The sequence below is a fragment of the Arthrobacter sp. BI5 genome (assembly GCF_056680065.1).
This window is the reverse complement of sequence record NZ_CM155264.1, coordinates 2,700,105-2,726,227: the sequence shown is the minus strand read 5'-3', so window position 1 is coordinate 2,726,227 and position 26,123 is coordinate 2,700,105. Positions and strand designations below refer to the sequence as shown.

Annotated in this window: 23 protein-coding genes and 1 riboswitch; of the genes, 9 read left to right on the top strand and 14 right to left on the bottom strand. The window is 68.6% G+C overall.

Annotation, left to right across the window (positions count from 1 at the left end):
• The first annotated feature begins 52 nt into the window (after positions 1-52).
• Entirely contained in the window at positions 53-1,516 is a 1,464-nt protein-coding gene (locus AC1MED_RS12530) for an MFS transporter (RefSeq protein ID WP_479783591.1), read from the top strand.
• A 38-nt stretch (positions 1,517-1,554) separates the two neighbouring features.
• Here the strand turns inward: AC1MED_RS12530 and AC1MED_RS12525 are convergent, their stop codons facing one another.
• The 9 genes from AC1MED_RS12525 to AC1MED_RS12485 all read right to left on the bottom strand — a co-directional run bounded on the left by AC1MED_RS12525 (position 1,555) and on the right by AC1MED_RS12485 (position 10,992).
• Positions 1,555-2,433 (bottom strand): aldo/keto reductase, encoded by an 879-nt coding sequence (locus AC1MED_RS12525; RefSeq protein WP_479783590.1) that lies wholly within the window; start codon positions 2,431-2,433, stop codon positions 1,555-1,557.
• The gene (locus AC1MED_RS12520; RefSeq protein ID WP_479783588.1) at positions 2,426-3,157 is read right to left on the bottom strand and encodes a metal-dependent transcriptional regulator; all 732 of its coding nucleotides are present in this window, start codon (positions 3,155-3,157) and stop codon (positions 2,426-2,428) included. Before AC1MED_RS12520 ends, AC1MED_RS12525 begins: the two co-directional genes overlap by 8 nt.
• Positions 3,158-3,166: 9 nt before the next feature.
• A complete protein-coding gene (locus tag AC1MED_RS12515) occupies positions 3,167-4,474 on the bottom strand; it encodes an Nramp family divalent metal transporter (protein WP_479783586.1) in 1,308 nt (435 codons plus the stop codon).
• A gap of 81 nt (positions 4,475-4,555) precedes the next feature.
• Positions 4,556-5,314 (bottom strand): class I SAM-dependent methyltransferase, encoded by a 759-nt coding sequence (locus AC1MED_RS12510; protein WP_479783584.1) that lies wholly within the window; start codon positions 5,312-5,314, stop codon positions 4,556-4,558.
• Positions 5,315-5,384: 70 nt separating this feature from the next.
• Positions 5,385-6,809, bottom strand: coding sequence for an aminotransferase class V-fold PLP-dependent enzyme (locus AC1MED_RS12505; RefSeq protein ID WP_479783582.1), 1,425 nt, complete (start codon positions 6,807-6,809; stop codon positions 5,385-5,387).
• A gap of 34 nt (positions 6,810-6,843) precedes the next feature.
• Positions 6,844-6,957, bottom strand: a riboswitch (SAM riboswitch).
• Between the two features lie 88 nt (positions 6,958-7,045).
• A complete protein-coding gene (hisN, locus tag AC1MED_RS12500) occupies positions 7,046-7,858 on the bottom strand; it encodes a histidinol-phosphatase (RefSeq protein ID WP_346959659.1) in 813 nt (270 codons plus the stop codon).
• Positions 7,859-7,939: 81 nt separating this feature from the next.
• Positions 7,940-9,055, bottom strand: a complete 1,116-nt coding sequence (gene rsgA / locus AC1MED_RS12495; protein ID WP_479781009.1) for a ribosome small subunit-dependent GTPase A — start codon at positions 9,053-9,055, stop codon at positions 7,940-7,942.
• Positions 9,039-10,436, bottom strand: a complete 1,398-nt coding sequence (gene aroA, locus AC1MED_RS12490; RefSeq protein WP_479783580.1) for a 3-phosphoshikimate 1-carboxyvinyltransferase — start codon at positions 10,434-10,436, stop codon at positions 9,039-9,041. The genes rsgA and aroA overlap by 17 nt, the downstream gene beginning before the upstream one ends.
• Positions 10,437-10,443: 7 nt before the next feature.
• On the bottom strand, positions 10,444-10,992 hold the full coding sequence (locus tag AC1MED_RS12485; protein ID WP_479783578.1) for a DoxX family protein: 549 nt from the start codon (positions 10,990-10,992) through the stop codon (positions 10,444-10,446).
• 304 nt (positions 10,993-11,296) lie between these two features.
• On the opposite strand from AC1MED_RS12485, the gene AC1MED_RS12480 reads away from it, so the two are divergent.
• Together AC1MED_RS12480 and rsrA are read left to right on the top strand one after the other, a co-directional pair.
• Entirely contained in the window at positions 11,297-12,100 is an 804-nt protein-coding gene (locus AC1MED_RS12480; protein ID WP_479783576.1) for a sigma-70 family RNA polymerase sigma factor, read from the top strand.
• A complete protein-coding gene (rsrA, locus tag AC1MED_RS12475) occupies positions 12,097-12,363 on the top strand; it encodes a mycothiol system anti-sigma-R factor (protein WP_479783574.1) in 267 nt (88 codons plus the stop codon). Before AC1MED_RS12480 ends, rsrA begins: the two co-directional genes overlap by 4 nt.
• Positions 12,364-12,489: 126 nt before the next feature.
• Here rsrA and AC1MED_RS12470 read toward each other — a convergent pair whose 3' ends face one another.
• From AC1MED_RS12470 to AC1MED_RS12450, 5 genes are all read right to left on the bottom strand, one after another.
• On the bottom strand, positions 12,490-12,564 hold the full coding sequence (locus AC1MED_RS12470; RefSeq protein ID WP_369299106.1) for a 50S ribosomal protein bL37: 75 nt from the start codon (positions 12,562-12,564) through the stop codon (positions 12,490-12,492).
• A 96-nt stretch (positions 12,565-12,660) separates the two neighbouring features.
• Positions 12,661-13,272: a PadR family transcriptional regulator gene (locus AC1MED_RS12465; RefSeq protein ID WP_346959653.1), complete on the bottom strand. Its 612-nt coding sequence runs from the start codon at positions 13,270-13,272 to the stop codon at positions 12,661-12,663.
• Positions 13,272-14,099: a DUF4097 family beta strand repeat-containing protein gene (locus AC1MED_RS12460; protein WP_479783571.1), complete on the bottom strand. Its 828-nt coding sequence runs from the start codon at positions 14,097-14,099 to the stop codon at positions 13,272-13,274. Before AC1MED_RS12460 ends, AC1MED_RS12465 begins: the two co-directional genes overlap by 1 nt.
• A gap of 120 nt (positions 14,100-14,219) precedes the next feature.
• Positions 14,220-14,819 (bottom strand): GDSL-type esterase/lipase family protein, encoded by a 600-nt coding sequence (locus tag AC1MED_RS12455; RefSeq protein WP_479783569.1) that lies wholly within the window; start codon positions 14,817-14,819, stop codon positions 14,220-14,222.
• 94 nt (positions 14,820-14,913) lie between these two features.
• Positions 14,914-18,747: a multifunctional oxoglutarate decarboxylase/oxoglutarate dehydrogenase thiamine pyrophosphate-binding subunit/dihydrolipoyllysine-residue succinyltransferase subunit gene (locus tag AC1MED_RS12450; protein ID WP_479783567.1), complete on the bottom strand. Its 3,834-nt coding sequence runs from the start codon at positions 18,745-18,747 to the stop codon at positions 14,914-14,916.
• 278 nt (positions 18,748-19,025) lie between these two features.
• Here AC1MED_RS12450 and AC1MED_RS12445 point away from each other — a divergent pair, with 278 nt between their 5' ends.
• The 6 genes from AC1MED_RS12445 to AC1MED_RS12420 all read left to right on the top strand — a co-directional run bounded on the left by AC1MED_RS12445 (position 19,026) and on the right by AC1MED_RS12420 (position 26,080).
• Positions 19,026-20,498 carry a GuaB1 family IMP dehydrogenase-related protein gene (locus AC1MED_RS12445; RefSeq protein ID WP_479783565.1) on the top strand — a complete coding sequence of 491 codons (1,473 nt, stop codon included), beginning with the start codon at positions 19,026-19,028 and terminating at the stop codon, positions 20,496-20,498.
• Between the two features lie 314 nt (positions 20,499-20,812).
• Complete coding sequence (locus AC1MED_RS12440; protein ID WP_479783563.1) at positions 20,813-22,174, top strand: hemolysin family protein; 1,362 nt, start codon at positions 20,813-20,815, stop codon at positions 22,172-22,174.
• Positions 22,171-23,232 carry a hemolysin family protein gene (locus AC1MED_RS12435; RefSeq protein WP_479783561.1) on the top strand — a complete coding sequence of 354 codons (1,062 nt, stop codon included), beginning with the start codon at positions 22,171-22,173 and terminating at the stop codon, positions 23,230-23,232. Before AC1MED_RS12440 ends, AC1MED_RS12435 begins: the two co-directional genes overlap by 4 nt.
• A 105-nt stretch (positions 23,233-23,337) precedes the next feature.
• On the top strand, positions 23,338-24,315 hold the full coding sequence (locus tag AC1MED_RS12430) for a metal ABC transporter solute-binding protein, Zn/Mn family (protein ID WP_479783559.1): 978 nt from the start codon (positions 23,338-23,340) through the stop codon (positions 24,313-24,315).
• 61 nt (positions 24,316-24,376) lie between these two features.
• On the top strand, positions 24,377-25,192 hold the full coding sequence (locus tag AC1MED_RS12425; RefSeq protein ID WP_479783557.1) for a metal ABC transporter ATP-binding protein: 816 nt from the start codon (positions 24,377-24,379) through the stop codon (positions 25,190-25,192).
• Positions 25,193-26,080, top strand: a complete 888-nt coding sequence (locus AC1MED_RS12420; protein WP_479783555.1) for a metal ABC transporter permease — start codon at positions 25,193-25,195, stop codon at positions 26,078-26,080.
• The last annotated feature ends 43 nt before the right edge of the window (positions 26,081-26,123 follow it).

Genomic DNA, 26,123 nt, shown 5'->3' with positions numbered 1-26,123 from the left:
ATCCCAAACCCGGTGCCCCGCCGTCAGGCAGGCAGTGAGGAAGGCAGCAGCCATGTCCGGCACCCCCGCCGCAGCCTTGTCCACCCTTGAAAAGCGCGTGCTGTACGTGGCGATTATCGCGTCCTTTATGGCCTTTCTGGACGGTTCGGTGGTCAACCTTGCCCTCCCGGCGATCGACCGGGAACTCGGCGGCGGCCTGGTGGTCCAGCAATGGGTGGTAGACGCCTACCTGCTGACCCTGGGAGCGCTGATCCTGGTGGCCGGCTCCCTCTCGGACCAGTTCGGCAGGGTGCGGGTCCTGCAGTGGGGCCTGGCCGGTTTCACCGCCACCTCCGTGCTCTGCGGCCTCGCCTGGAGCGGTGAATCGCTGATCCTGGCGCGCGGCCTGCAGGGCGTCGCGGGTGCCCTCCTGGTGCCCAGTTCGCTGGCCCTGATTGTGACGGTGTTCAGCGGCCCGGCCCAGTCCGCCGCGATCGGCAAATGGTCGGCGTGGACCTCCGGCGCCATCGTCGCCGCCCCGGTGCTGGGCGGGATCTCCGTGGACGTGTTCACCTGGCGGCTGATCTTTTTCCTCAACATCGTCCCCGCGCTGGCTGTCTGGCCCGCGCTCCGCCGGCTGCGTGAACTGGACCTGGGACGGCCCCCCGGCAGCACGATCGACGTCACCGGGACCGTCCTGGCTATTGTCGGCCTGGGCGGCGTTGTCTACGCCTTCATTGAGCGCGGAAGCCTGGGCTGGGGCGCCACGCAGGTATGGCTGCCGCTGGTGCTGGGCGTGGCCGGCCTCGTCGGTTTCCTGCTGCACGAGCGGCGCACCCCGGCGCCGATGATGCCGCTGCGGCTGTTCGCGATCCGCAACTTCGGTTGGGGCAACATCGCCACCACGGTGATCTACGGCGCGCTGAACCTCGGATTTTTCGTCCTGGGGCTTTTCCTGCAGCAGGTTGCCGGCCTGGGTGCCACCGCGGCCGGCTTCGCCCTGCTGCCGTCCACCGTGATTTTGCTGCTCCTGTCGGCACGCATGGGGACACTTTCCGGCCGCTACGGCCCGCGCTGGTTCATGACGGCGGGGCCGTTGCTGTGCGCGGCGGGTTTCCTGATGCTGCTGGGCGTCGGCCTGCCGCTGGACTATTTCGCCGAGGTCTTCCCCGGGCTGGTGGTCTTCGGGATCGGCCTAGCCGTGACCGTGGCGCCGCTGACGGCAGCGATTTTGGGCGCCGTGGACCCCGCGGAAGCCGGCATCGGCTCGGCCGTGAACAACGCCGTCGCCCGCATCGCGGGGCTGGTGGCCATCGCCTTCGCCGGGCTGATCACCGGTCCGGTAATCACGACGGCGGGTCTGCACGGCACGGCGGCCGTCACCGCCGGACTCTTCATCGCCGGAGCGGCGGCGTCCGCCGTCGGGATCCGGAACTCGCCACGGGACGGTGGAGACAGTGGGGACAACCGGGACGACGGGGACGACGGGGACAACGGAAACGAGGGGGACACCCGGGGAGCGGAGGCTCCGGCGTAGCCGCCGCACAACCGCTGGCGGCTACGCGGCGCCGGCAGTCAGGTCGACGCCGGCCATCCGGAGCCCGCGGCGCGCCAGGCGCGGTCGATGCCGTCCAAGGCAACGGCCGGAAGCGGTCCGCGGCCGGCGGCCGCGATGTTCCGGCGCAGGTGGGCCAGTTTGGCTGTGCCAGCAATGGCGGTGTGCACCCCGGGTGCGTACACCGTGAAGCGCAAGGCGAACTCGGCCCAATCCAGGCCGTCCGGGTCCAGTCCCAGGGCCTGAAGCCGTTCCCAATAGAGTTCTGCATAGTTCCCGGTGGGCCGCTCCACGAAGCGCCACGGCGCGTTCGCAATCGGCCGTTTGGCGATCACCCCGAGGTCGGACCGCCGGCCGAGGACGTTCCGGAGATTCCACTGGTCGGCGATGTTGACGCTGGTTTCGATCGCCCCGAACCGGCCGGAATCGACGGCGTAGGCGAGCGGCTCATTGTCTCCGCTGTAGCCCGCGACGCCGATCTTGCCGGCGGCCACGGCCCGGTCCAGGGTGTCCTGCAGGTCACCGCGTTGCAGGATGTCCAGCGGGCAGGAGTGCAGGTAAAAGACGTCGATCCGCTCCGAGCGGGTCAAGCGCAGCGACTGCTCGATACTCCCAAGTACACTGCCCGGCGACCAGTCCGGTTGACCGTTGATCCCGGCCCCGCCCTTGGTTGAGAGCACGAACTCATCCCTGCGGTGGCCCAGGTGCCGGCCGATCCGCTCTTCGCTCAACCCGTAACTGGCGGCGGTGTCGATCAACGTGACGCCCAGATCCAACGCTCCGTTGAGCACCTCGGCGGCTTCGGCCTCGGTGACGTCGCTTTCGCCGATCTGGCCGGCCCCGAGGCCCACGATGGAGACCTCGATTCCAGTGTTTCCAAAGGCTCTTTGCTCAAGCATTCTTTCGCTCCTCCTGGCCGGAGACGCTGCAGCCGGAGTGGGCGGCGTCGCTGTGCACCCAGAGCGCGGAGGCCACCTCGTCGGCGAGGTCGATGTCGCGCAGCGCTGACCCTGCGCCGATCCGGACCACGAGCGGGCCGCCGAACGGTTTCCGGCCCAGGACCTCGACGTCGGCGTCGAGGTCGATCTGCTCGGCGGCGAGGTAGCGCAGCAAGTCGGGGTTCTCGTCGCTGATCCGGGTGATCCGGCCGGTATGGCCCTCGTCGAGCTCGCTCAGCCGGTAGGCCGGCGGCATCAGGACCGAGCCGTCGGCGGCGGGAATCGGGTCGCCGTGCGGGTCCCGGACCGGGTTGCCCAGTTTGGCGGCCATCCGCTCGATGAAGGTGTCGGAGACGGCGTGTTCCAGCAGCTCCGCCTCGTCGTGGACCTCGTCCCAGCGGTAGCCGAGCTCCTGCACCAGGAAGGTCTCAATCAGGCGGTGCCGTCGGACCATCGAGAGGGCCAGCCGCACGCCGTCCTCGGTCAGGGTGACGGCGCTGTACGGCTTGTGGTCCACCAGGCCCTGATCCTTGAGCTTGCGGACCATCTCAGAGACGGAGGAATTGGCGACCCCGAGCCGCTGGGCCAGCTGGGTGGAGGTGATCGGCTTGTCCTGCCACTCCGTGAAGGAGTAGATGACCTTGACGTAATCCTCTATCGAGGAGGAGGGCGGGCTGGTCTTCACAGCCCAAGCCTACCGTCCGGCGGCGCCGGTGAACGTGAGCCACAGCAGGACCAGGTTCAGTGCCACCACCAGGACCACGCTGACGATCGCGGCCACCCGCAGGATCACCCCGTCGGCGAAGCGGCCCATCAAAGACTTGCTGCTGGTCAGCACCACGAGCGGAACCAGAACGAACGGGATCCCGAAGCTGAGCACCACCTGGCTGAGCACGAGCCCCCAGGTGGGGTCGAAGCCCACTGCCAGCAGGACCACCGCGGGGATCAGGGTGAGCACCCGGCGCGTCATCAGCGGAATCCGGATCGTCAGCAGGCCCTGCATGATGGTGCCGCCGGCATAGCAGCCCACCGAGGTGGAGGCCAGGCCGGAAGCGAGCAGGCCGACGGCGAACACCACACCCACCACCGGGCCGAGGTTGGCCGTGATGGCGGCGTGGGCGCCCTCGATGGTGTCCGTTCCCTCCTCACCGCCGAGCGTGGACGCGGCCAGCAGCAGCATGCCGATGTTGACGATACCGGCCACGGCCAGGGCCGCGACGACGTCCCAGCGCGTGGCCTTGACCAGCCGCGCCATCGCGTGCGGCGGCACGTGGAGGTGGGGGTTCGGGCGGTGCCGGTCCCGGGAGAGTGCGGAGTGGACGTAGATGGCGTGCGGCATCACGGTCGCGCCGAGCATGCTCGCGGCCAGCAGCACCGTGTCCGGGCCCTGGAAGCCGGGCACAAGTCCGGCCACTACGCCGCCGGGATCGGGCGGGCTGATGAACAGTCCGGCCAGGAAGCCGACGGTGATGATGCCGAGCAGGAAGATAATGACGAACTCAAACGGCCGCTGCTGGTTCCGGCTCTGCACGGCGAGCAGTGCCATGGAAATGCCGCCGACGATCACGGCGCCGAGGGGCAGGGGGAGGCCGAACAACAGGTACAGGGCGACGGCGCCGCCCACCACCTCGGCGAGGTCGGTGGCCGCCGCCACGATTTCGGCCTGGACCCAGAAAGCACGGCGCCACACCGGCCGGAGCCGTTCGCCGAGGATCTCGGGAAGGCTTTTGCCGGTGACGATGCCGAGTTTGGCGGACTGGTACTGGACCAGCACCGCCATCACGTTGGCCGCGACGAGGACCCAGACGAGCAGGTAGCCGTACTGCGCCCCGGCCGTGAGGTTAGCGGCGACGTTGCCGGGATCCACGTAGGCGATGGCGGCCACGAACGCCGGGCCGAGCAGGCCGAGCAGGGCACGGCGGCGGCCCCGGACCCTGCGGGCGGGCGGCGGCCCCGCGGGGCGGGGTTCGTGTCCGGTGACGTCCAGCACTGCGGCTCCCATGAAGTTCCAGGGTGCCTACACACAAAAGTTAGGCACACCGAAATGATAGGTGCGGCATGCCCCCAGCGCAATGCGGGAACCTCAGGCCCGGGCGGCGCGCCAGGTTTGCGTCAGGTAGGGGAGCGGCAGGAGCTCGCCGGGAGTGTGCCCGAGGTGCTCGTGCAGGTACCAGTCGAGGTTGCCGAAGACCTTGGCCCGGGTGGTCTCGCCTGCCCGCAGGTAGTAGCTGCGGGACTTGGCCAGTTCCATGAGGTCCTGGCTGGTGACTGGGTCCTCCCAACGGGTGAGGTGGCTCTGCAACCCGGTGAATTCCGGTCCCAGCGGCGGTGTGAAGTCGGGCTTGTGGACGTCCCCGGCGTGCATGATCCGCGAGAGCCGGTGCACCCACGGGACCGAGGTGTCGAGTTGGTTCCAGATCAGGCCGAGGATGCCCTGCGGGCGCAGGATCCGGGCAGCCTCGGTGCTGGCCAGCAGGGGATCGCACCAGTGCCAGGCCTGGGCCACCGTGACCAGGTCGAACGCCCCGGACGCCAGTCCCGTGTGTTCGGCGGTGCCCTCGACGGCGGTGACGTCCGGCAACGTGCGGCGCAGCTGTTCCAGCATGTCCGGGGACGGGTCCACGGCCACCGTCTTCAGTCCCCGTTCGACCAGGAGAGCCGTGAATTTGCCCGTGCCGGCGCCCAGGTCGGCGGCGTCCCGGGCCCCGCCGGGGATCAGCCAGTCGGCCGAGTCCGCGGGGTAGCCCGGCCGGACCCGGTCGTAGTGCTCGCCGCCGTCCTGGAAGCTCTGGCCGAGCTCCTGTCGCCGGTGGTGGTGGAGTTTGGGGCCGCCGCGTGCCACGTGCGATCTCCTTCGGCAGCAATAGGTAAGTACCCTCCGAATTTACCGCACGCGGCCGGAGGCGGGGCCCCTAGTCGAGGGTGCAGGGGGCGGCTCCCGCGGTGCCCGGCGTGTTCGGCGCCCAGTGCGGGTAGCTGCGCGCGTCGTTGGCCGGCACCCAGCGGCCGGCGTCCACCACGTAGTCCCAGCCCAGGCCGCCCCGCCGCAGCTCCTGGAGACCGGCGAGCAGCCGCTGGGCGTCCTCGAGCCGGGAGCCGAGGCCGAAGCTGGCGCGCAGCGACCCGGCCGGCAGGCCAAGCCGCTTCAGCAGCGGATGGGCGCAGAACCGGCCGTCGCGCAGGCCGATGCCGTGTTCGGCGGAGAGGTAGGCGGCGACCAGTCCGGCGTCGTACCCGGCGACCGAGAAGTTCACGACGCCGATCGTCCCGGGCCCCTCCCCGCGGGCGGTGTCTTCGAAGATGTGGTGCACGCTCACACCCTCGATCCGCTGCAGGCCCTCCACCAGGAAGGAGCGGATGGCGTCCTCGTGGGCGTGCCACTGCTGTTCGTCAAGCGACTCGATCACCTGGCTGGCGCGGGCCAGCGCGGCGGCGCCGAGGACGTTCGGGGAGCCGCCCTCGTGGCGGGCCGGGCCGGTGGTCCAGCTGACGGTGTCGAGCCGCGCATCCCGCACGGCGCCGCCCCCGGCAAGGTGCGGGGTGCCGGCGTCGAGCCAGTCCGGCCGGCCCACCAGCACCCCGGCGCCGAACGGGGCGTAGAGCTTGTGGCCGGAGAAGGCGAGGTAATCGACGTCGTCGGCGGCGATGTTGATGCGGCGGTGCGGGGCCAGTTGGGCGGCGTCCACGGCGATCCGGGCGCCGAATTCGTGCGCCAGGGCGGCCAGCTCACGGATCGGCAGGATTTCGCCGGTGACGTTGGATGCGCCGGTCACGGCCAGCAGGCTCACGTCGCCGTGGGTGAGTTCCGTCCGGAGCCGTGCCAGGGTGCCGGCCAGGGTGGGCGCCGCGACGACGCTGCGGTGCGGGACGTTCTGCCAGGGCAGCAGGTTGGCGTGGTGCTCAATGTCGAGGTAAAGCACCTCGCCGGTGTGCTGGCCGCCGGCAACGGGCAGGCAGCCGGCCAGCAGGTTCAGCGAATCGGTGGTGTTCCGGGTGAAGATCACCGAGTCGTCCGGGCGTCCGCCGACGAACCCGCGGACGATGTTCCGGGCGTTTTCGTACACCGAGGTGCTGAGCTGGGAGGCGTAGCCGGCGCCGCGGTGCACGCTGGCGTAGTAGGGCAGGATCTCGTTCAAGTAGGCGGACACCACGGACAGCGCCGGGGCCGAGGCGCCGTAGTCGAGGTTGGCGTAGCGGACCTGGCCGCCCTGGATCAGCGGGGCCTGGATCTCGGCGCCGGAGACGGCGGACAGCGGCCGGCGCGCGGCGTCGAAGCGCGTCTCGGAAAGGGCCGCGCCGGCGCTGGTGGTGTGGGTGGGGATGGTGGCAGTCGTCATGGGACCTCGCTCAAAAAGGACCCCGCTCACAGGGGATCCGCGCTTGCCGGGTCCGCTCCGGACCGGCCAGGTCGTCACCCGGGGCACCCCGCCGCGAATGGAGGGTTGCCGGCCAGCAAACCGGGGTTTAGCGCTGGCACTCGTGACCTGTTTCGAGCCTAGGACATGGCCCGGCGGACGGAAAAGCGAGGCGGAAATATGAAGCGCTGTGTTACGAACTGCCGCGGGCGGGCCGGCTAGAGCAGGTCATCCAGGCCGGGGTTGAGGCGCTTGAGGACCTCCGAGTGCAGGATCGAGTTGGTGGCCAGGGCGTTGCCGCCGAAGGGACCGTCCTCACCCTCGAGCGAGGTGAAGCGGCCGCCGGCTTCCGTCACGATCGGGACCAGCGCCGCCATGTCGTAGAGGTTGAGTTCAGGCTCGCAGGCGATGTCGACGGCGCCTTCGGCCACCAGGCAGTAGGACCAGAAGTCGCCGTAGGCGCGGGTGCGCCAGACCTCCTCAGTGAGGCCAAGGAACTCATCGAGGTTGCCTCGCTGCTTCCAGCCGCCCAGGCTCGAGTAGGACAGCGAGGCGTCGGCCAGCCGGGAGACGTTCGAGACTTTCAGCCGGCTGGCGGCGGCCAGCGAGCGGCCCGTGTAGGCGCCGGCGCCCTTGGCCGCCCACCAGCGTTTGCCCAGGGCCGGGGCACTGACGACGCCGACCACGGGCTCGCCTTCATCGACCAGGGCGATCAGGGTGGCCCAGACTGGGACGCCGCGGACAAAGTTCTTGGTGCCGTCGATTGGGTCGATGATCCAGCGGCGGGAGCCGTGGCCGGAGCTGCCGAACTCCTCGCCGAGCACGGCGTCGCGGGGGCGGGAGCGGGACAGTTGCCCCCGGATGGCTTCCTCGGCGGCCTTGTCCGCGTCGGTGACGGGAGTGAGGTCCGGCTTCGTCTCGATCCGAAGGTCGAGCGCCTTGAAGCGGTTCATGGTCTGGGAATCTACGGAATCTGCCAGTACATGGGCAAGGCGCAGGTCATCGTTGTAGCTCGAAGCGGGTTGACTCATGCCTCCAAACTACCGCCAAAACGCGCCGCAGGCCGGGAGGCCACGTCGCCCGCTGCCGGGCGACCCGCTCGGCAGGCGCTGCTAGGAGACGCTGCCGAGTTCCTTGGTGTCCTGCGCTTCCAGCCGCGGGTCGGTGCCGAGCAGCCTGCGCAGCGAGGCGAGCCGGGCCGGGCCGGACGGGCCGGCGTGGCCGCCCTGCACCCAGGCGTCCACCCCACAGTTGACGGCGGAGGCGTCGTGCTTGCAGCCCCGTTCGCAGTCCTCGGTGCCGGGCGCCAGGTCCGGGAAGGAGCGCAGGATCCGGTCCGGGTCCACGTGGGCCAGGCCGAAGGAGCGGATGCCGGGGGTGTCGATGATCCAGCTGCCGGCGGGCGCATCGTTGACCTTCAGCGCCAGCGCGGAGGATGAGGTGTGGCGGCCGCGGCCGGTGACGGCGTTGACGCCGCCGGTGGCGCGTTCGGCGCCGGTGAGCGCGTTCACCATGGTGGATTTGCCGACGCCGGAGTGGCCCAGCATTACGGTGACTTTTCCGTCGAGGTACGCGCGCAGCTGCGAGACGGCGGTCTTGTCCAGCCGGGCGGAGAGGCCGTCATCGGAGCGGGCGTCGATGCCGGAGGCTGCCGAATCCGCGGTCTTGGAGATGATCACCGGGAAGTCGAGGTGCCGGTAGTTGTCGAGCAGTTCGGCAGGATCCTTGACGTCCGCCTTGGTGACCAGCAGCAGGGGCTCGATTCCGGCGTCGTAGGCGGCCACCAGGGCCCGGTCGATGAACCCGGTGCGCGGTTCCGGGTTCGCCGCGGCCACGACGACGACCAGCTGGTCGGCGTTGGCGACGACGGCGCGTTCGATCGGGTCCGTGTCGTCCGCGCTGCGCCGCAGCAGGGTGCGGCGGTCCTGGATCTTGACCAGCCGCGCCAGCGTGTCCGGCTCGCCGCTGACGTCCCCGACGAGGGAGACGAAGTCCCCGGCTACGACGGGGTTGCGGCGCAGTTCGCGGGCACGGGCCGCGATGATCTTGCGTTCCGTGCCGGTGCCTTCACCGACGACGGCGGTGTAACGTCCGCGGTCAACCGTGATGATGCGTCCGGTGACGGCGTCGTCGTGGCTGGGCCGGTCCTTGGTGCGGGGCCGGGTGCCCTTTTTATTCGGCCGGATCCGGACGTCGGATTCGTCCCAGGAGTCAGTGCTGCGGGCCACCGGCGGCGTCCTTCCCGGCGGAGGCTCCCGGGGCCAGCATGGCGTCCCAGAGCCGGGGGAAATCGGGCATGGTTTTGGACGTTGTGGCGATGTCCTCGACCTCCACGCCGGGCACGGCGAGGCCGAGGATGGCGCCGGCGGTGGCCATGCGGTGGTCGGCGTAGCTGTGCACGACGCCGCCGTGCAGTGAGGCCGGGCGGATGATGAGTCCGTCGGCGGTTTCTTCGGCGTCACCGCCGAGCCTTTTGATCTCGGCCACCAGGGCGGCGAGCCGGTCCGTCTCGTGTCCGCGCAGGTGCGCGATGCCGGTGAGCCGTGAGGGTCCGTTGGCCAGCGCGCAGAGCGCTGCGACGGTCGGCGCGAGCTCGCTGGTCTCGTCGAAGTCGCCGCCCTTGATTTCCGGGCCGCCGGTGACGGTCAGTGTGCCGTCGTCGAGACTGACGCTTGCCCCCATGGTGGCGAGGATGGTGCGCCAGAGGTCTCCCACCTGGGTGGTGTCGGCCGGCCAGTTGGGGATCCGGACGGTTCCGCGGGTGGCGAGGGCCGCGGCGAGGAAGGGCCCGGCGTTGGAGAGGTCCTGTTCGATCCGCTGGTCGAAGGCGCGGATCGGTCCGGGGGAGACAACCCAGTGGTTCGGCACGGAGTCATCGACCGCCACGCCGACGCCGCGCAGCACCGCGACCGTCATACTGATGTGGTCCAGGCTGGGCACCGGTTTTCCCACATGTTCCAGGTGGAGTCCCTCGGTGAAGCGCGCGCCGGCCAGCAGCAGGGCGGAGACGAACTGGGACGAGGCGCTGGCGTCGATGACGAGGTGGCCGCCGCGGACTTCCCCGGTGCCGTGGACGGTGAAGGGCAACGACGACGCCGGTCCGCCCTCGGGTGCGCTGACCGCCACCCCGAGTCCGGTCAGTGCCTCGATGATGGTGCCCATCGGGCGTTTGCGTGCGTGCGGATCGCCGTCGAAGCGGGACTCGCCGCGGCGCAGCGCGGCGACCGGAGGGACAAAGCGCATGACCGTGCCGGCCAGGCCGCAGTCAATTGCGGCGCCCGTTGCGGCATCACCGTCGGCAGCCAGGGGGATGGGCGTGATGTCCAGGTCCGGTCCGTAGGCGCCGTCGCCGGGCACCTCGGTGATGGTGGCCCCCAGCTGCCGCAGCGCCTCGATCATCAGGGCCGAGTCGCGGGAGTGCAACGGGGTGCGCAGCCGCGAAGGGCCGTCGGCGAGGGCGGCCAGGACGAGGTACCGGTTGGTCAGGGACTTCGACCCGGGCACCGTAACGGTGGCGTCGACCGGTCGCTCCGCGAACGGCGCACGCCAGTGCGGACCGCCGCCGGCCGGAAGGGAAGTGGCTGCTGCGGTGGGGGTGGTGCCAGTCATTGCCGTCTTAGGCTCCGACGGCGTGGTCCACGGCCTTGCGGACCGCCTTGTCAGCCTTCTTCAGCTTTTTGCCCGTGGTCTTGCGTGCGTCGGCGGCGAGGTGGGCCGTAGTCTTGCGCGCGTCCGCGGCGAGGTGCTCGGCACGCCAGGCCAGGCTCGGCTTGCCCGCGGTGTCCACGGATGCCAGCAGGACGCCGCCGGTCAGGGAAACGTTCTTCAGCAACTGCTTGCGCCGGGCGTCGCGGCCCTGCTTGGAGGAGATGTCCGCGCTGCGCCATTCCACGTAAGCGTTAAGGGCCGAGATAGCTGCCAGCACGGTGGCGGCCAGGCGGGAGGCCTTGCCGAGAGCCAGGCAGACGCCGGCACCCACCTGGGTGCCGCCGATGACGCGGGCCAGGACTTTCTCGTTGGTCTGGAAGGGGAGGGACTCAGCGGCGCGGCGCAGCAGGGGAGACAGCTGGGTCGCAGTGTCATCCGCATTCTTCAGCTTGTCCATGCCTGCGAGCACGAAACTGGAGGCGAGCATAGGGCGGGCGAGAAAGCGGACAAAGGACATGAATTTCCTCCTGGATGGACGAACCGCGGACGCTGTGCGGGAGAACCGGTTCTAGTCTTGCACTTTTGCGGAATATTTGCCCGTTGTGCGGGGTTGTGCCTGACAGGTTCCAGCCGAAATGGGGGCGGGAAAACCAATGCAATAACTAGCGGCACAGCCGGTCATTCGGCCAGTGCAGGAAGGCGGAGGTTTGGTTCTGGTTAAAGAATCCCGACTGCTGGATGAAGCCACCGCGGACCCGTGGTCCGCGGCCCGGACGGGAGCTTTAAGCACCCGCCGGAAGGTGACAGTAGACTTGAACGCAATGAGCACCATGGATCCGGCCGTTACGGCCATGCACGAGGTTGCCGGAAACGACGACGCCAAACCCACCAAGGCAACCGCCGCCGGTAGTACTGCGGAAACGCCAGCCGTGGACGACGCCATCGCAGAGCGTACAGCCGTGGAAACCGTAGCGGCGGACGGCACCGGCCAGCCGTTGGACACGGACGCCGAGAGCACGGACGAGCGCCGCGTCCGGTTTGAGCGTGATGCGATGCAGTATGTGGACCAGCTGTACTCCGCGGCGATGCGGATGGCGCGGAATCCCGCGGACGCCGAGGACCTGGTCCAGGAGGCGTACACGAAGGCGTTTTCCGCTTTCCACCAGTACAAGCCCGGAACCAACCTCAAGGCCTGGCTGTACCGGATCCTCACCAACACGTACATCAATCTGTACCGCAAGCGCCAGCGCGAACCGTTGCAGTCCAACTCGGACACCATCGAGGACTGGCAGCTGGCCCGTGCCGAGTCGCACACCTCGACGGGGTTGCGTTCGGCGGAGGCCGAAGCGCTGGACCACCTGCCGGATTCGGACGTGAAGCGTGCCCTGCAGTCGATCCCGGAGGAGTTCCGGCTGGCTGTCTACTTCGCCGACGTGGAGGGCTTCGCGTACAAGGAAATTTCAGACATCATGAACACCCCGATCGGGACCGTTATGTCCCGGCTGCACCGCGGCCGGAGAATGTTGCGGGACATGCTGGCCGACTATGCCGCCGAGCGGGGATTCAGGGCCGCGGGCGATCCCGCCGCAGCGGCAAAAAGCAACAATCAGGAGAACAGGAAATGAGCGACTGCCAGGGACTGGGCGACTGCGACGACTCCCGGATGCAGCGCATCTACGAGTACCTCGACGGCGCCCTGACGCACGACGACATTGCCGAGATCAAGAACCACCTGGACGAGTGCCCGGAGTGCCACGAGCAGTATGACCTTGAATGCGTCATCCGCGTTATGGTGAAGCGCTCCTGCACCGAGGCCGCGCCGGAGAACCTCAAGAACTCCATCCTGGACCGGATCCACTCGATCCGCCCGGCCGACGCCGACGCCTGAGCGCCCCCACACAGCAAGCCGCAGAACAGCAAGACGCAGCACAGCAAGACCCAGCACAGCGAAAGACCCCGGGAACCGTGAGGTTCCCGGGGTCTTTCACTTAAAGCTGTCAATCCAAGCCGTGGCTTAGGTGTTGGGGCGCTTACCGTGGTTCGCGCCGCCACGCTTACGGTCACGACGTTTACGTGCACGTTTGCTCATAGCTGGCCTCCTTAATCTTGGTACTCAAAAGAGCTGCCCTCAAGTCTCCCACATCGGCGGACCCGCCGCGAACCGGGACCCGGCCGTCGGGGCGCCTCATCCCTCTAGCGAGTTCCGGATGGAGATCCGCGCCTGGTCCAGGACCGTCTTGACGGTTTCGAGCGTGACCGGGGTGATGGGACTGGTCCCGGCGTGCCGGCGCAACTCGATCCGGACGTCGTCCCGGAAGGACTGCACCAGCATCTCCGCCTCCCGCAGCCTGCGGTCGCTGTCCTTGGAGTAGCGGGCCCCGGCCGGGGAGGCGGCGCTGCGGGCGGTGGAACGCGCCGCCTCGGCCGTGGCGGCCAGGTCCGCGCGCAACCCCTGCATGTTCACCCGGATGTCCTGCCGCAGCTTGTCGGCGAGCCGGCGGACCGAAGCGGAAATGTCGTTTTCCACATCCGCCAGCTCGTCCCGGCGCCGGTTGAGCTCCACCAGGCCGGCCGGCGTGATGCTGTAGTTGGTGCGCCGGCCCTCGGTGCGGGTAGCCACCAGCCCTTCCTCCTCGAGCTTGGCCAGCCGCGGATAGATGGTTCCGGCGCTGGGGGAGTACGTGCCGCCGAAGCGGTCGCTTAGCGCCTTGATCAGCTCGTAGCCGTGCTTGGGGCCGGACTCCAGCAAGGCGAGCAGGTACAGGCGCAGGGCGCCGTGGGCGAAGACCGGGGGCATCAGAGGCCCGCTTCGACGTCCGGGCCCGGCTGGCCGTGGAAAATGGAGGTTTTCCCCGACATCGAGTTGGTCCGGACCAGCATCAGTTTGGCGTCGGGTCCGGCGATCGTCTGCAGCGTCCCGCCCGGCAGGGCGTACTTCTGGTCATCGATCACCACCGCGCCGCTGGCCGACTTCGCGATGATGTCCACGCCGACGTCGTGCGGCAACCGGATGGTGACGTCCCCGGAGACCGAGTTGGCGCCGAAGTCCTGGGTAAAGCCGTGCAGGTCGAAGCTCAGGTCCCCGCTGACGGTGTTGGCGCGGATGTTGCTGAATTCGCCGGAGGCCGTAACCTCGCCGGAGACGCTCTTGGCCGTCAGCACACCGTGGTGGTTGCGGGCGATCACCTCGCCGCTGACGGTGCTCACGGCCAGCTCACCCGCGGTGCCGTCGGCCAGGACCGAGCCGGAGACGGTGTTCAGCCGGGTGTGGCCCGTGAGGCCGGACACCATACCGTCGCCGCTGACGGTGCCGGCTTCGACGTCGACGCCGGCCGGCAGCGCGATACTGATGACCACGGAATTGCTGGAGTTGTTGTTAACCGTGCCCATGAGGTTCTTGAACCATCCCTGCGGGCCGTGCAGCTGGTGCCGCACCTCAAGCCGGCCGTCGGTCAGGCTGACCGCGAGGGGGTCGCCGTCGATCTCGGAGATTTCAAGGCGGGCCACGGCCTCGTCGTGGGTGACGATGTCGAAGCGGCCGCGGACAATGCCGAGCTTCAGCGAGCGGACGCCGTCGACGTCGATGGTCTGGGGACCGGTAACGGTCCACGAGTTCTGTTCCATGGTTCCTCTTCAGCTTCGGAGGGTGCGACTCCGCCAGCGTCCCCGCTTACGATATATCGCGACTATGGAAACACGATATAACGCCTTTTGTGACCGGTCAAGATATATCGCGTTCGGCGTTTACTCCGGTGCGTCCAGCTTGAGCCACTGGAACCAGCCGCGGTGCAGCACCAGCCAGGCCATCAGGCCGTAGCCGGCCTGGCCGGGGGTGCCGCCGTTGGCGGCCAGATCCTGCCGCCACTGCTCATGGTTCAGCAGCGGGGAGAAGGTGTCCACGTACAGGTGTTTGCGGCGCGTTGTGACGTCGGCGAAAGCGGTGTTGAGCTCGCCGAGCCGGCGGTTCTGGGCCGGATCCAGCGTCGGCGGCGGCCCCACGACAAAGACCTCGATCTTGTTCTGCGAGGCGGAGTCCAGGATGTTGGCGAGGTTGAGCCGGCTACGGGCGGTGGAGAGCCCGAATTCGATGTCGCGGCCGGACAGGCCGATCACCAGGCGGTTCTCGTGGTGGGGGCCGAAACGGCGGCCGGCCTCCTCGAGCCAGCGTTCGGCGAGGCCCTCGGTGCCTTCCTGCGGGCACGGCAGCGGGTAGCTTTCCAGGCCCAGGCCCTCCTGCGGGGTGCGGGCGAGCACACGTCCCAGCCAGCCCAGCGCCCGGGGGTCGCCCAGGCCGGCCAGCAGCTCATCTCCAACGGCCGCGATCCGCAGCTTCCGATCTTCCACGACTACCTCTTCATTCCGAATACCGGTTCAAAGCCTTAAACAAAGCTGCCCGGCCGGAGTCGTGGTGTTCCACTTCCGGCCGGGCAGCCTGGCCCTACTTACGTGCGAATGCCTGCTTGAGCAGGGCGTCCTGCTCGGCTGCGTGGCGCTTCATCGACCCTGCCGCGGTGGATGCCGAGGCGGGCCGGGACACGAGGCGCACGCGGCGGTCCAGTGCGTCCGGCAGGTTCAGGCCGATGAACGGCCACGGTCCCTGGTTGGCGGGCTCGTCCTGGGCCCAGACAACCTCGGCGTTCGGGTACTTGGCCAGCTCGGCGGCGATTTCCGCGGCGGGCAGCGGGTAGAGCTGCTCGACCCGGACGATCGCCGTCGTGGTGTCGCCGGTCTTCTGCCGGGTGGACAGCAGGTCGTAGTACAGGCGGCCCGAGACCAGCAGGACGCGGTCGACGGCGTCAGCCTGCAGCTGCTCGTGCTCGGGGATAACCGGCCGGAAGGTGCCCGTGGTGAAGTCTTCCACCGAGGACGCCGCGGCCTTGAGGCGCAGGAGCTGCTTGGGGGTGAAGATGATCAGCGGCTTGCGCGGCCGGCTGTACGCCTGGCGGCGCAGCAGGTGGAAGTGGGATGCCGGCGTCGTGGGGTTGGCCACGATCATGTTCTCTTCGGCGCAGAGCTGCAGGAAACGCTCGATCCGTGCGGAGGAGTGGTCCGGGCCCTGGCCCTCGTAGCCGTGCGGCAGCATCAGCACCAGCGACGAGCGCTGGCCCCACTTCTGCTCAGCCGAGGAGATGAACTCGTCGATGATGGTCTGCGCGCCGTTGACGAAGTCGCCGAACTGCGCTTCCCAGAGCACCAGGGCATCCGGACGCTCCACCGAGTAGCCGTATTCGAAGCCCATGGCCGCGTATTCGGACAACAGCGAATCGTAGATCCACAGCTTGGCCTGGTCCTCAGACAGGTGGGCCAGGGGCATCCACTCGTCACCGTTGGCGCGGTCATGGAAGACGGCGTGGCGCTGCACGAAGGTGCCGCGGCGCGAGTCCTGGCCGGCCAGGCGGACCGGGATGCCTTCCATGCTGAGCGAACCGAAGGCCGCGAGTTCGCCGAAGCCCCAGTCGATGCCGCCTTCGCGGGACATCTGCTCACGCTTCTCGAGCAGCTGCTTGAGCTTGGCGTGGACCGTGAAGCCCTCCGGGAAGTCGACGTGGGCCTTTCCGATGCGGGCCAGCGTCTCGGCGGAGATCGCAGTGGACTCCGGGGCGCTGATGGCCGTGTCGCCCTGCTGGGCGGAGGGCCGTTCCAGGTCGGACACCGCTGCGGAATCCGCGGTGATGATCGGGATCGGGGAGGTCTGTGCGGCGTGGGTTTCCGCGAAGACGCGTTCGAGGCGTTCCTGGTAGTCGCGGAGCAGCTGCTCGGCTTCTTCCTCGGTGATGTCCCCGCGGCCGATCAGCGATTCGGTGTAGAGCTTCCGGACCGACCGCTTCGCCTCGATCAGGTTGTACATCAGCGGCTGCGTCATCGAGGGGTCATCGCCCTCGTTGTGGCCGCGGCGGCGGTAGCAGACCATGTCGATGACAACGTCCTTGTGGAAACGCTGGCGGAACTCGTAGGCGAGCTGGCCGATGCGGACCACGGCCTCCGGGTCGTCGCCGTTCACGTGGAACACCGGCGCCTGGATCATCTTGGCGACGTCCGTGGAGTAGGTGGAGGAGCGCGAGGACGACGGGGCAGTGGTGAAGCCGACCTGGTTGTTCACCACAACGTGGATGGTGCCGCCGGTGCGGTAGCCGCGCAGCTGGGAGAGGTTGAGCGTTTCCGCGACCACGCCCTGGCCGGCGAAGGCGGCGTCGCCGTGCACCATGATCGGCAGCACGGGGAACGACTCGCCCTGGTCCAGCCGGTCCTGCTTGGCGCGGACGATGCCTTCGAGGACGGAGTCCACGGCTTCGAGGTGCGAGGGGTTGGCGGCGAGGTAGACCTTGGTCTCCTTGCCGTTGTCGGAGGTGAAGGTGCCCTCGGTGCCGAGGTGGTACTTCACGTCGCCGGAGCCCTGCACGGAGCGCGGGTCCTGGGTGCCCTCGAATTCACGGAAGACCTGCGCGTACGTCTTGCCGGCAATGTTGGTGAGCACATTGAGCCGGCCGCGGTGGGCCATGCCGATGGCCACTTCGTCGAGTTCGTCGTCGGCGGCGTCGGAGATGATGGCGTCCAGCAGCGGGATCAGCGACTCTCCGCCCTCGAGCGAGAAGCGCTTCTGGCCGACGAACTTCGTCTGCAGGAAGGTCTCGAATGCCTCGGCCGCGTTGAGCTTGGAGACGATCCGGAGCTGTTCGTCCCGGCTCGGCTTGGAGTAGGGGTGCTCCAGCTGGTCCTGGAACCACTTGCGCTCGGCCGGGTCCTGGATGTGCATGTACTCGATGCCGGTGGTGCGGCAGTACGCGTCGCGGAGGACGCCGAGGATGTCGCGGAATTTCAGCATCGGCTTGCCGCCGAAACCGCCGGTGGGCCATTCGCGGTCCAGGTCCCACAGGGTCAGGCCGTAGGTCAGGACGTCGAGGTCCGGGTGCTTGCGCTGGACGTACTCGAGCGGATCGGTGTCCGCCATCAGGTGGCCGCGGACGCGGTAGGAGTGGATGAGCTGCTGGATCCGGGCGACCTTGTTAATCTCGTCCGCCGGGTCCACCTGCAGGTCCGGGCTCCAGCGCACGGGCTCGTACGGGATGCGCAGGGACTCGAAGATCTCGTCGTAGAAGTTCTGCGCGCCGAGCAGCAGCTGGTGGACCAGCTTGAGGAACTCGCCGCTGCCGGCACCCTGGATGACGCGGTGGTCGTAGGTGGAGGTCAGCGTGAGGACCTTGCTGATGGCGTTGTGCGCGATGATCTTCTCGCTCGCGCCCTGGAATTCGGCCGGGTAGTCGAGCGCGCCGACGCCGATGATGGCCGCCTGGCCCTTGGAAAGGCGGGGGACCGAGTGCACGGTGCCGATGCCGCCCGGGTTGGTCAGCGAGACGGTGGTGCCCGAGTGGTCGTCAGCGGTCAGCTTGCCGTTGCGGGCGCGCTTGATCAGGTCCTCGTAGGTGTGCCAGAACTCGGAGAAGTTGAGCGTCTCAGCCTTCTTGATGTTCGGGACCATCAGCAGGCGGGTGCCGTCCGGCTTGGGCATGTCGATGGCGATGCCGAAGTTCACGTGCGCGGGCTGGACGGCAACAGGCTTGCCGTCGACGACGTCGTAGTAAACGTTCATCGAGGGGAACTGGGCCAGCGCCCGGATGACGGCGTAGCCGATCAGGTGCGTGAAGGAAACCTTGCCGCCGCGGGCGCGGGCCAGGTTGGAGTTGATGACCACGCGGTTGTCGATCAGCAGCTTGGCGGGGATGGCCCGGACGCTGGTGGCGGTGGGCACCTCCAGGCTGGTCACCATGTTGGCGGCGATGGCCTTCGCCGGTCCGCGCAGTACGGAGACGACGTCTTCTTCCGGCGCGGTGGGGGCCTTGACGTTCTTGGGCAGCTGGGCCGGGATCGGCTGGGTGCCGGCGCCGGGCTCGGCAGTCTTGGAGCCGTCGCGGGCGACGGTGGCCGGTGCCTTCTGGGCTGCGGCGGGGGCCGGCGCAGGGGCAGGAGCCGCGGCTGCGGGTGCCGCCGGAGCGGGTTGGGCGGCGGGAGCCTTCGGGGCAGCGGGCGCGGCAGCCGCGGGGGCTGCGGCGGCCGGCGTCACCACCGGGAGTTCGCGGGTGGAGGGGTGCGCGGCGGCCGTTGCCGAGGCGCCGTTGGTTGAGGAACCGTCGCCAGCGTCGAAGGACTCGAACAGCGGCCACCACTTGGCGTCTACCGTGTTCTTGTCCTGCTGGTACCGCTCGTACAGTTCGTCAACGAGCCACTCGTTTCCGCCAAATTCCTCGGGTAGACGGTGGCTAGGCTGCTCTGGCACTTGAAATACGCCTCTTCCATGAGTTTGATTCCCGCTGGTTTCCACAGTGCCGCAGCACGTCAATCGAACCAGTTCTCCGCGTCCAGTGAACCCAGACCTTTGCCAGTCTAGTGAGCATTCCGGCCAAACCGCCAATAAGGGTGACTCAAATCATCCAGGAGCCGCAAAGGTGCCCCGCGGGGCCCGTCGCGCCCGCCGCCGGGCCGGAAGCGCGATGCCTGGCGGGTGCCTCTAGAATCACAACTGACACCGCTTAATGAGGTAATCGAGGAGCAGCCGTGCGTTTTTTGAGTGAGCCGACCACCGACCTGACCTATTCGGACATCTTCCTGGTGCCGTCCCGCTCCGACGTGACCTCCCGGCTTGACGTGGACCTGTCGGCGGACGACGGGACCGGTTCCACCATCCCGCTGGTCGTCGCGAACATGACCGCGGTGACCGGGAAGCGGATGGCGGAGACGATGGCGCGCCGCGGCGGCCTCGCGGTCCTGCCCCAGGACGTGCCGCTGGACGTGCTGCGGAGCGTCACGTCGTGGGTTAAGGCCCGCCACGCCGTGTTTGAGACGCCGGTGAGCCTGCGCGCCTCGAACACCGTGATCGATGCCCTGCACCTGATGGGCAAGCGCCCGCACGGCGCCGTCGTGGTCGTCGACGACGCCGGAGCCGTCGCCGGCGTGGTGCGGGCTGCCGATTTTGAAGGCCAGGACCGTTTCGCGTCGCTTGGCTCCGTGATGCGCCACCAGCCGCTGGTGCTGGACGCCGCGGAGTTCGACGGCGGCGCCGAAGCCGGGCCGGGCGCTCCGGCGTTGTCCCTGCGCCGGGCCTTCGACGCCATGGACGCCGCCGGGACCGACTTCGCGCCGGTCCAGCAGGACGGCGTCCTCGTCGGCGTGCTGACCCGCAAGGGCGCCCTGCGCTCCACCCTGTACCGTCCCTCGCTCGACGACGGCGGCGCGCTGAAGGTGGCTGCCGCCGTCGGCATTAACGGCGACGTCGCCGGCCGGGCGGCCGAGCTGCTCGCCGCCGGGGTCAACGTGCTGGTGCTGGACACCGCGCATGGCCATCAGCAGAAGATGTTCGACGCCCTTGCCGCGGTCCGGAGCCTGGATCCCGGGGTGCCGGTCGTTGCCGGCAACGTCGTCACCGCCGACGCCACCCGCGAGCTGATCCGGGCCGGGGCGGACATCGTCAAGGTCGGCGTCGGGCCCGGCGCGATGTGCACCACCCGGATGATGACGGCGGTCGGCCGTCCCCAGTTCTCTGCCGTGCTGGAGTGCTCGGCCGCGGCGCGCGACGCCGGCGGCAGGGTCTGGGCCGACGGCGGGGTCCGTCACCCCCGCGACGTGGCGCTGGCCCTCGCGGCCGGGGCCAGCCAGGTCATGATCGGCTCCTGGTTCGCCGGCACACACGAGAGCCCGGGCGACCTGCAGCTCGACGCGAACGGCCGCCAGTTCAAGGAGAGCTTCGGTATGGCCTCGGCCCGGGCGGTGCAGAACCGCAACCAGCGCGAGGGCGCCTTCGAAAAGGACCGCAAAGCCCTGTTCGAGGAGGGCATCTCCACCTCCCGGATGTACCTGGACGCCGCCCGTCCGGGCGTGGAGGACCTGCTGGACATGATCACCGCCGGGCTGCGTAGCTCCATGAGCTACGCCGGCGCGGCCGACCTGGCCGCGTTCCGGGAACGGGCCGTGGCCGGCATCCAGTCGGCGGCGGGCTATGAGGAAGGCCGCCCGGTCCCGCAAAGCTGGTGACCGGCCCCGCCGCCGGAGCGGCCGCCGCCGGGCACCACGGCGGCGGTCGGCGGCAGCTGCTCCTGTAGACTGAAATTCTTATGGACAGTAAATCTAGGTGCCGGCCTGGGGGCTGCCAGCGAGGAACCGAACCCGTTCCCGCCCAGTCCACCCGCAGAGCCGGCAAACCCCGTTCACGCGCCCATCACTCCTCCGCTGCGCAGTCTTTCCGCGGACGCAATGCCTTCCAGGAAACAGGGTCGGCCCCGGCTGACCACCCTCCGCCGGGACGTTTCCCCCGGCCATCCCTCCGGCCCTCCGAAGCGGGCCGCTAAATGGAGTGGCTACTGCTCGGAGCAGGACTGCTCCTCATTCTCGGCACCGGCTTCTTCGTCGCCGTCGAGTTCTCCCTGGTTGCGCTCGACCAGGCCACCGTCCAGCGGGCGGTGGACAACGGCGACGCCGCCGCCGCCCCGCTGCTCAAGTGCCTGAAATCCCTGTCCACCCAGCTCTCCAGCTGCCAGCTCGGCATCACCCTGACCACGCTGCTGACCGGCTACGTGATGGAGCCCTCGGTGGGCAAGCTGCTCGAAGGCCCGCTGGCCGCCCTCGGACTGCCGGAGGCCGCCGCGACGTCGGTCTCGCTGGTGCTCGCGATGGCGCTGGCAACCCTGCTGTCCATGCTGATCGGCGAACTGGTCCCGAAAAACATGGCGATCGCACTGTCGTTCCCGGTGGGCAAGGCCCTGGCCCGGCCGCAACTGGTCTTCACCGCCATCTTCAAGCCCGCGATCATTGTGCTCAACGGCTTCTCCAACAAGGTCCTGAACGTCTTTGGCCTCGAAGCCAAGGAAGAGATTTCGGGCGCCCGCACCCCGGCCGAGCTTGCCTCGCTGGTGCGCCGTTCGGCCGCGATGGGCACCCTGGACGAACGGACCGCCAACTTCATCTCCCGCACCCTGAAATTCAGCGGACGGACGGCCGCGGACGTGATGACGCCCCGGATCCGGGTGGAGACCATTGACGGCCACCAGCCGGTCTCGGACATCGTGGAGGCCGCCAAACGCACCGGCTATTCACGCTTCCCGGTGATCGGCGAGTCCTCGGACGATATCCGCGGCGTGGTGCACGTCAAGAAAGCCATCGCCGTCCCGGCGGACCGCCGCGCCAACCTGGAAGCCGGCGCGATCATGACCGAGGTGCTCCGCGTGCCCGAGACCATCCACCTCGACGGCCTGCTGGCCGAACTGCGCGAAGGCAACCTGCAGCTCGCCGTCGTCCTGGACGAATACGGCGGAACCGCCGGGATCGCCACCCTGGAGGACCTGGTGGAGGAAATCGTCGGGGAAGTGGCTGACGAGCACGACAAGGTCCGGCCCGGGCTGCTGCAAAGCGCGTCCGGGGACTGGTACTTCCCGGGCCTGCTGCGCCCCGACGAACTCTCCGAGCAGATCCCCGGCCTGACAGTGCCGGACGAGGCGGCTTACGAGACCGTCGGCGGCTACGTCATGAGCCAGCTGGGCCGCATCGCCGCCGTCGGCGACACCGTCGACGTCGTCGGCGGAAAACTCAGCGTGACGCGGATGGACGGACGCAGGATTGACCGCATCTGCTTCAAGCCGTCGCCGCCGGAACACGAACCGCACGCCGGATCCAACGGGCGCATTGACGCTGCCGGAAAAGCCGGTGCCGCATGAGCGACTGGCTGGGAATACTTTGGCTCGCTGTGCTGCTGGTGGGCAACGCGTTCTTCGTGGCGGCCGAATTTGCCGTGATGTCCGCGCGCCGCAGCCAGATCGAGCCCCTCGCCGAGGCCGGGTCCAAGCGGGCCCAGACCACGCTGCGCGCCATGGAGAACGTCTCGCTGATGCTGGCGTGCGCCCAGCTGGGCATTACCGTCTGCTCGCTGCTGATCCTGCAGGTGGCCGAACCGGCCATCCACCACCTGTTGGCGGTCCCGCTGGAGGCGCTCGGCGTCCCGCTGGAGCTGGCCGACGTCGTGGCGTTCGCCATCGCGCTGCTGGCCGTCACCTTCCTGCACGTCACCTTCGGCGAGATGGTGCCGAAGAACATTTCGGTCTCGGTCGCGGACAAGGCCGCGCTGCTGCTGGCCCCGCCGCTGATGTTCATCGCCCGGGCGGTCAAGCCGGCCATCGTGGCGCTCAACTGGTCCGCGAACCACATCCTGAAACTGATGCGGATCGAGCCGAAGGACGAGGTTACTTCCTCCTTCACGCTGGAGGAGGTCCAGTCGATCGTGCAGGAATCCACCCGGCACGGCCTCGTGGACGACGACGCGGGGCTGATCACCGGCGCGCTGGAGTTCTCTGAACATACGGCCTCCCAGGTCATGGTTCCGCTGGACAAGCTCGTGATGCTCAAGGCCGCCACAACTCCGGAGGAGTTCGAGAAGGCCGTGAGCCGGACCGGGTTCTCCCGCTTCCCGATGCTGGACGACGAGGGCATGCTCTCGGGCTATCTCCATATCAAGGACGTGCTGTCCATCCCGGAAGCCGGCTACCAGCACCCGATCGCGGAAAGCCGCATCCGCTCGCTGGCCAACCTGGCCATGGACGACGAGGTCGAGAAGGCGATGTCCGTCATGCAGCGCACGGGCTCCCACCTGGCCCGGGTGATCGGCCCGGACGGACATACCCAGGGCGTGCTGTTCCTGGAGGACGTGATCGAGCAGCTGGTCGGGGAGATCCGGGACGCCACGCAGGCCACCGGCTACCGCCGGCTCGGGCAGGACTAAGGACCGCAGGCAACACGGGTCTGGCCCTAAATAGGAATCATTCCTATTTAGGGTTAGACTCGCTGTATTGCTAATGCTTCTCAATAACAGATCCGAGGTCTTCCCGTGCGCCGTTCCGCTGCAGCTGTTCTCTTTGCCGGTCTCAGCAGCCTCCTACTGACGGCCTGCGGTCCCACCTCCGGCGGTGACCGGCCCGGTGCCGGCGACGGCGCGGTCGACGTCGTCGCGTCCACCAGCGTCTATGGCGATATCGCCCGCACTGTCGGCGGCGACAAGGTCAAGGTCACCTCGATCATCAACCGGACCAGCCAGGATCCGCACTCCTATGAGGCCACCACGCAGGACAAGCTCGCGGTCTCCAAGGCCGAGCTGGTGATCGAGAACGGCGGAGGCTACGACGACTTCCTGCACAAACTGGCCGAGGACACCGGGCTGGCCGAGAAGAACCTGCTCAACGCGGTGGAGGTCTCGGGCCTGGACTCCGGCGCAGCCGGCTCAGCCTCGCCCTCGGGCTCAGCCGCGACTGACGCCGACGGCCACAGCCACGCGGCCGGGGGATTCAACGAACACGTCTGGTACAGTCCGGCCGCGATGAGCCGGATGGCTGATGCGCTGGCGGAGAAGCTGGGCGCCCTGGAGCCTTCCTCAGCCGGGGACTTCCGGAACAACGCGGCGGCCTTGAAGAAGGAGCTGGGCGGCCTGGAGACGAAGCTGTCCGCGCTCAAGACGACGGCCGCCCACGGCGGCGTCGCCGTCACCGAACCGGTGCCGCTCTACCTGCTGGAAGCAGCAGGCCTGGAGAACCGGACGCCGGCCGAATACAGTGCCGCGATTGAAGCGGGTTCGGATGTGCCGCCCGCCGTGCTGCGCTCCGCGATCGACGTCGTGAAGTCCGGCGACATCCGGCTGCTGGCCTACAACCCGCAGACCGAGGGACCCCAGACGCGCGCGCTCAAGGACGCCGCCGGCGCCGCAGGCGTGCCCGTGGTGGACTTCAGCGAGACCCTGCCGGAAGGCGAGGGCTACCTGCAGTGGATGTCCGGCAACGTGGACAACCTGGCCAAGGCCCTCGCCCGGCGCTAGCGCCTAAGATGATCGCAACGGCGTGGCCACCTGGCCCAAGCAGAAATCGAGGAAAACCCAGTTGACACCCGTAGTGAGCCTGCGCGGAGCCGCCCTGACCTTCGGGAACCGGACGTTGTGGGAGAACCTGGATCTGGACATCCACCCCGGTGAATTCTTCGCCGTGCTGGGACCCAACGGCAGCGGCAAGACCACCCTGCTCAAGGTCCTGCTTGGTTTGCAGGACCTGACGGCCGGAACCGCCGTCCTGGACGGCCAGCCCATTTCCCGCGGCAGCCGGAGGATCGGTTACGTTCCGCAGCAGGAATCCTTCGATCCCGACACGCCGCTGCGCGCCAGGGACCTGGTGGGCCTCGGCGTCGACGGGCACCGCTGGGGGATCCGCCTCGGCGGCGCGAAGGTGAACCGCCGGATCGACGCGCTGCTCGCCGAAGTCGGCGCGCAGGACTACGCCAAGGTCCCGGTCGGAAAGCTCTCCGGCGGGGAACAGCAGCGGCTGCGGGTGGCGCAGGCCCTCGCCACCGAGCCGAGGGTGCTGCTGTGCGACGAACCGCTCCTGTCACTGGACCTGCATCACCAGCAGGCGGTCAGCGCGCTGATCAACAAGCAGTGCCACGAGCAGGACAGCGCGGTGATCTTCGTGACCCACGAGATCAACCCGATCATGGATTACGTGGACCGCGTCCTCTACCTGGCCGGCGGCCGTTTCCGGGTGGGCACGCCCGAGGAAGTCATGACCACAGAGGTCCTGTCGGATCTGTACGGCAGTCACGTCGAAGTGATCCGCGCCAACGGCCGGCTGATCGTGGTGGGGCTGCCCGACGCGACGACGCACCACCATGAAGACGCCCACTCGATCGCCGGAGAGGTGGGCTAGGTGGATCTGGACAGCCTGCTCCGTTCAATCTTCAACTTCGAGAACTACGGCGAACTGCTGGTGCTCGTGCAGAACTCCATCTGGGCCGGCGCGGTGCTGGGCCTGCTGGGCGGCCTGGTGGGCACCTTCGTCATGAAGCGCGACCTCGCGTTCGCGGTTCACGGCATCTCCGAACTTTCCTTCGCCGGCGCCGCCTTTGCCCTGCTGGTCGGGGCCGATGTGGTGCTCGGCTCGCTCGCCGGGTCGGTGGTGGCGGCGCTGCTGCTGGGTCTGATGGGGGTCCGGGCGCGGGACAAGAACTCGACCATCGGCGTGCTTATGCCCTTCGGCCTGGGCCTGGGCATTCTGTTCCTCTCGCTCTACGAGGGCCGGGCCGCTAACAAGTTCGGGCTGCTCACCGGCCAGATCGTGTCCGTCGGCACCGTGCAGCTGCAGGTGCTGGCCGGCGCCGCCGTCGTCGTGATGCTGGCACTGATCGCCATCTGGCGGCCGCTGACCTTCGCGAGCGTCGATCCCAGGGTGGCCGCGGCGCGGGGCGTTCCGGTGCGCAGGCTGGCGCTGGGCTTTATGCTGCTGCTGGGCGTGAGCGTGGCGCTGTCCATCCAGATCGTCGGCGCCCTGTTGGTGCTGGCGCTGCTGATCACGCCGGCCGCCGCCGCGCTGCGCGTGACCTCCTCGCCGCGGCTTGTGGTGCTCCTCAGCGTGGTCTTCGCGGTGACGGCAACGGTGGGCGGAATCCTGCTGGCGCTCGGCGGCCGGCTGCCAATCAGTCCCTATGTGACCACTTTGTCCTTCCTGATCTACGTGGTGTGCCGGGTCATTGGCGGCATCCGGGACCGGCGGGGCTATAACGGCCGGATCGTCGCGCCGGCGCCGGCGGAGGTATAGGTCAAGGGACCCGTTCCTTCCCCGCCGTGCCGTTCGCCCGGAT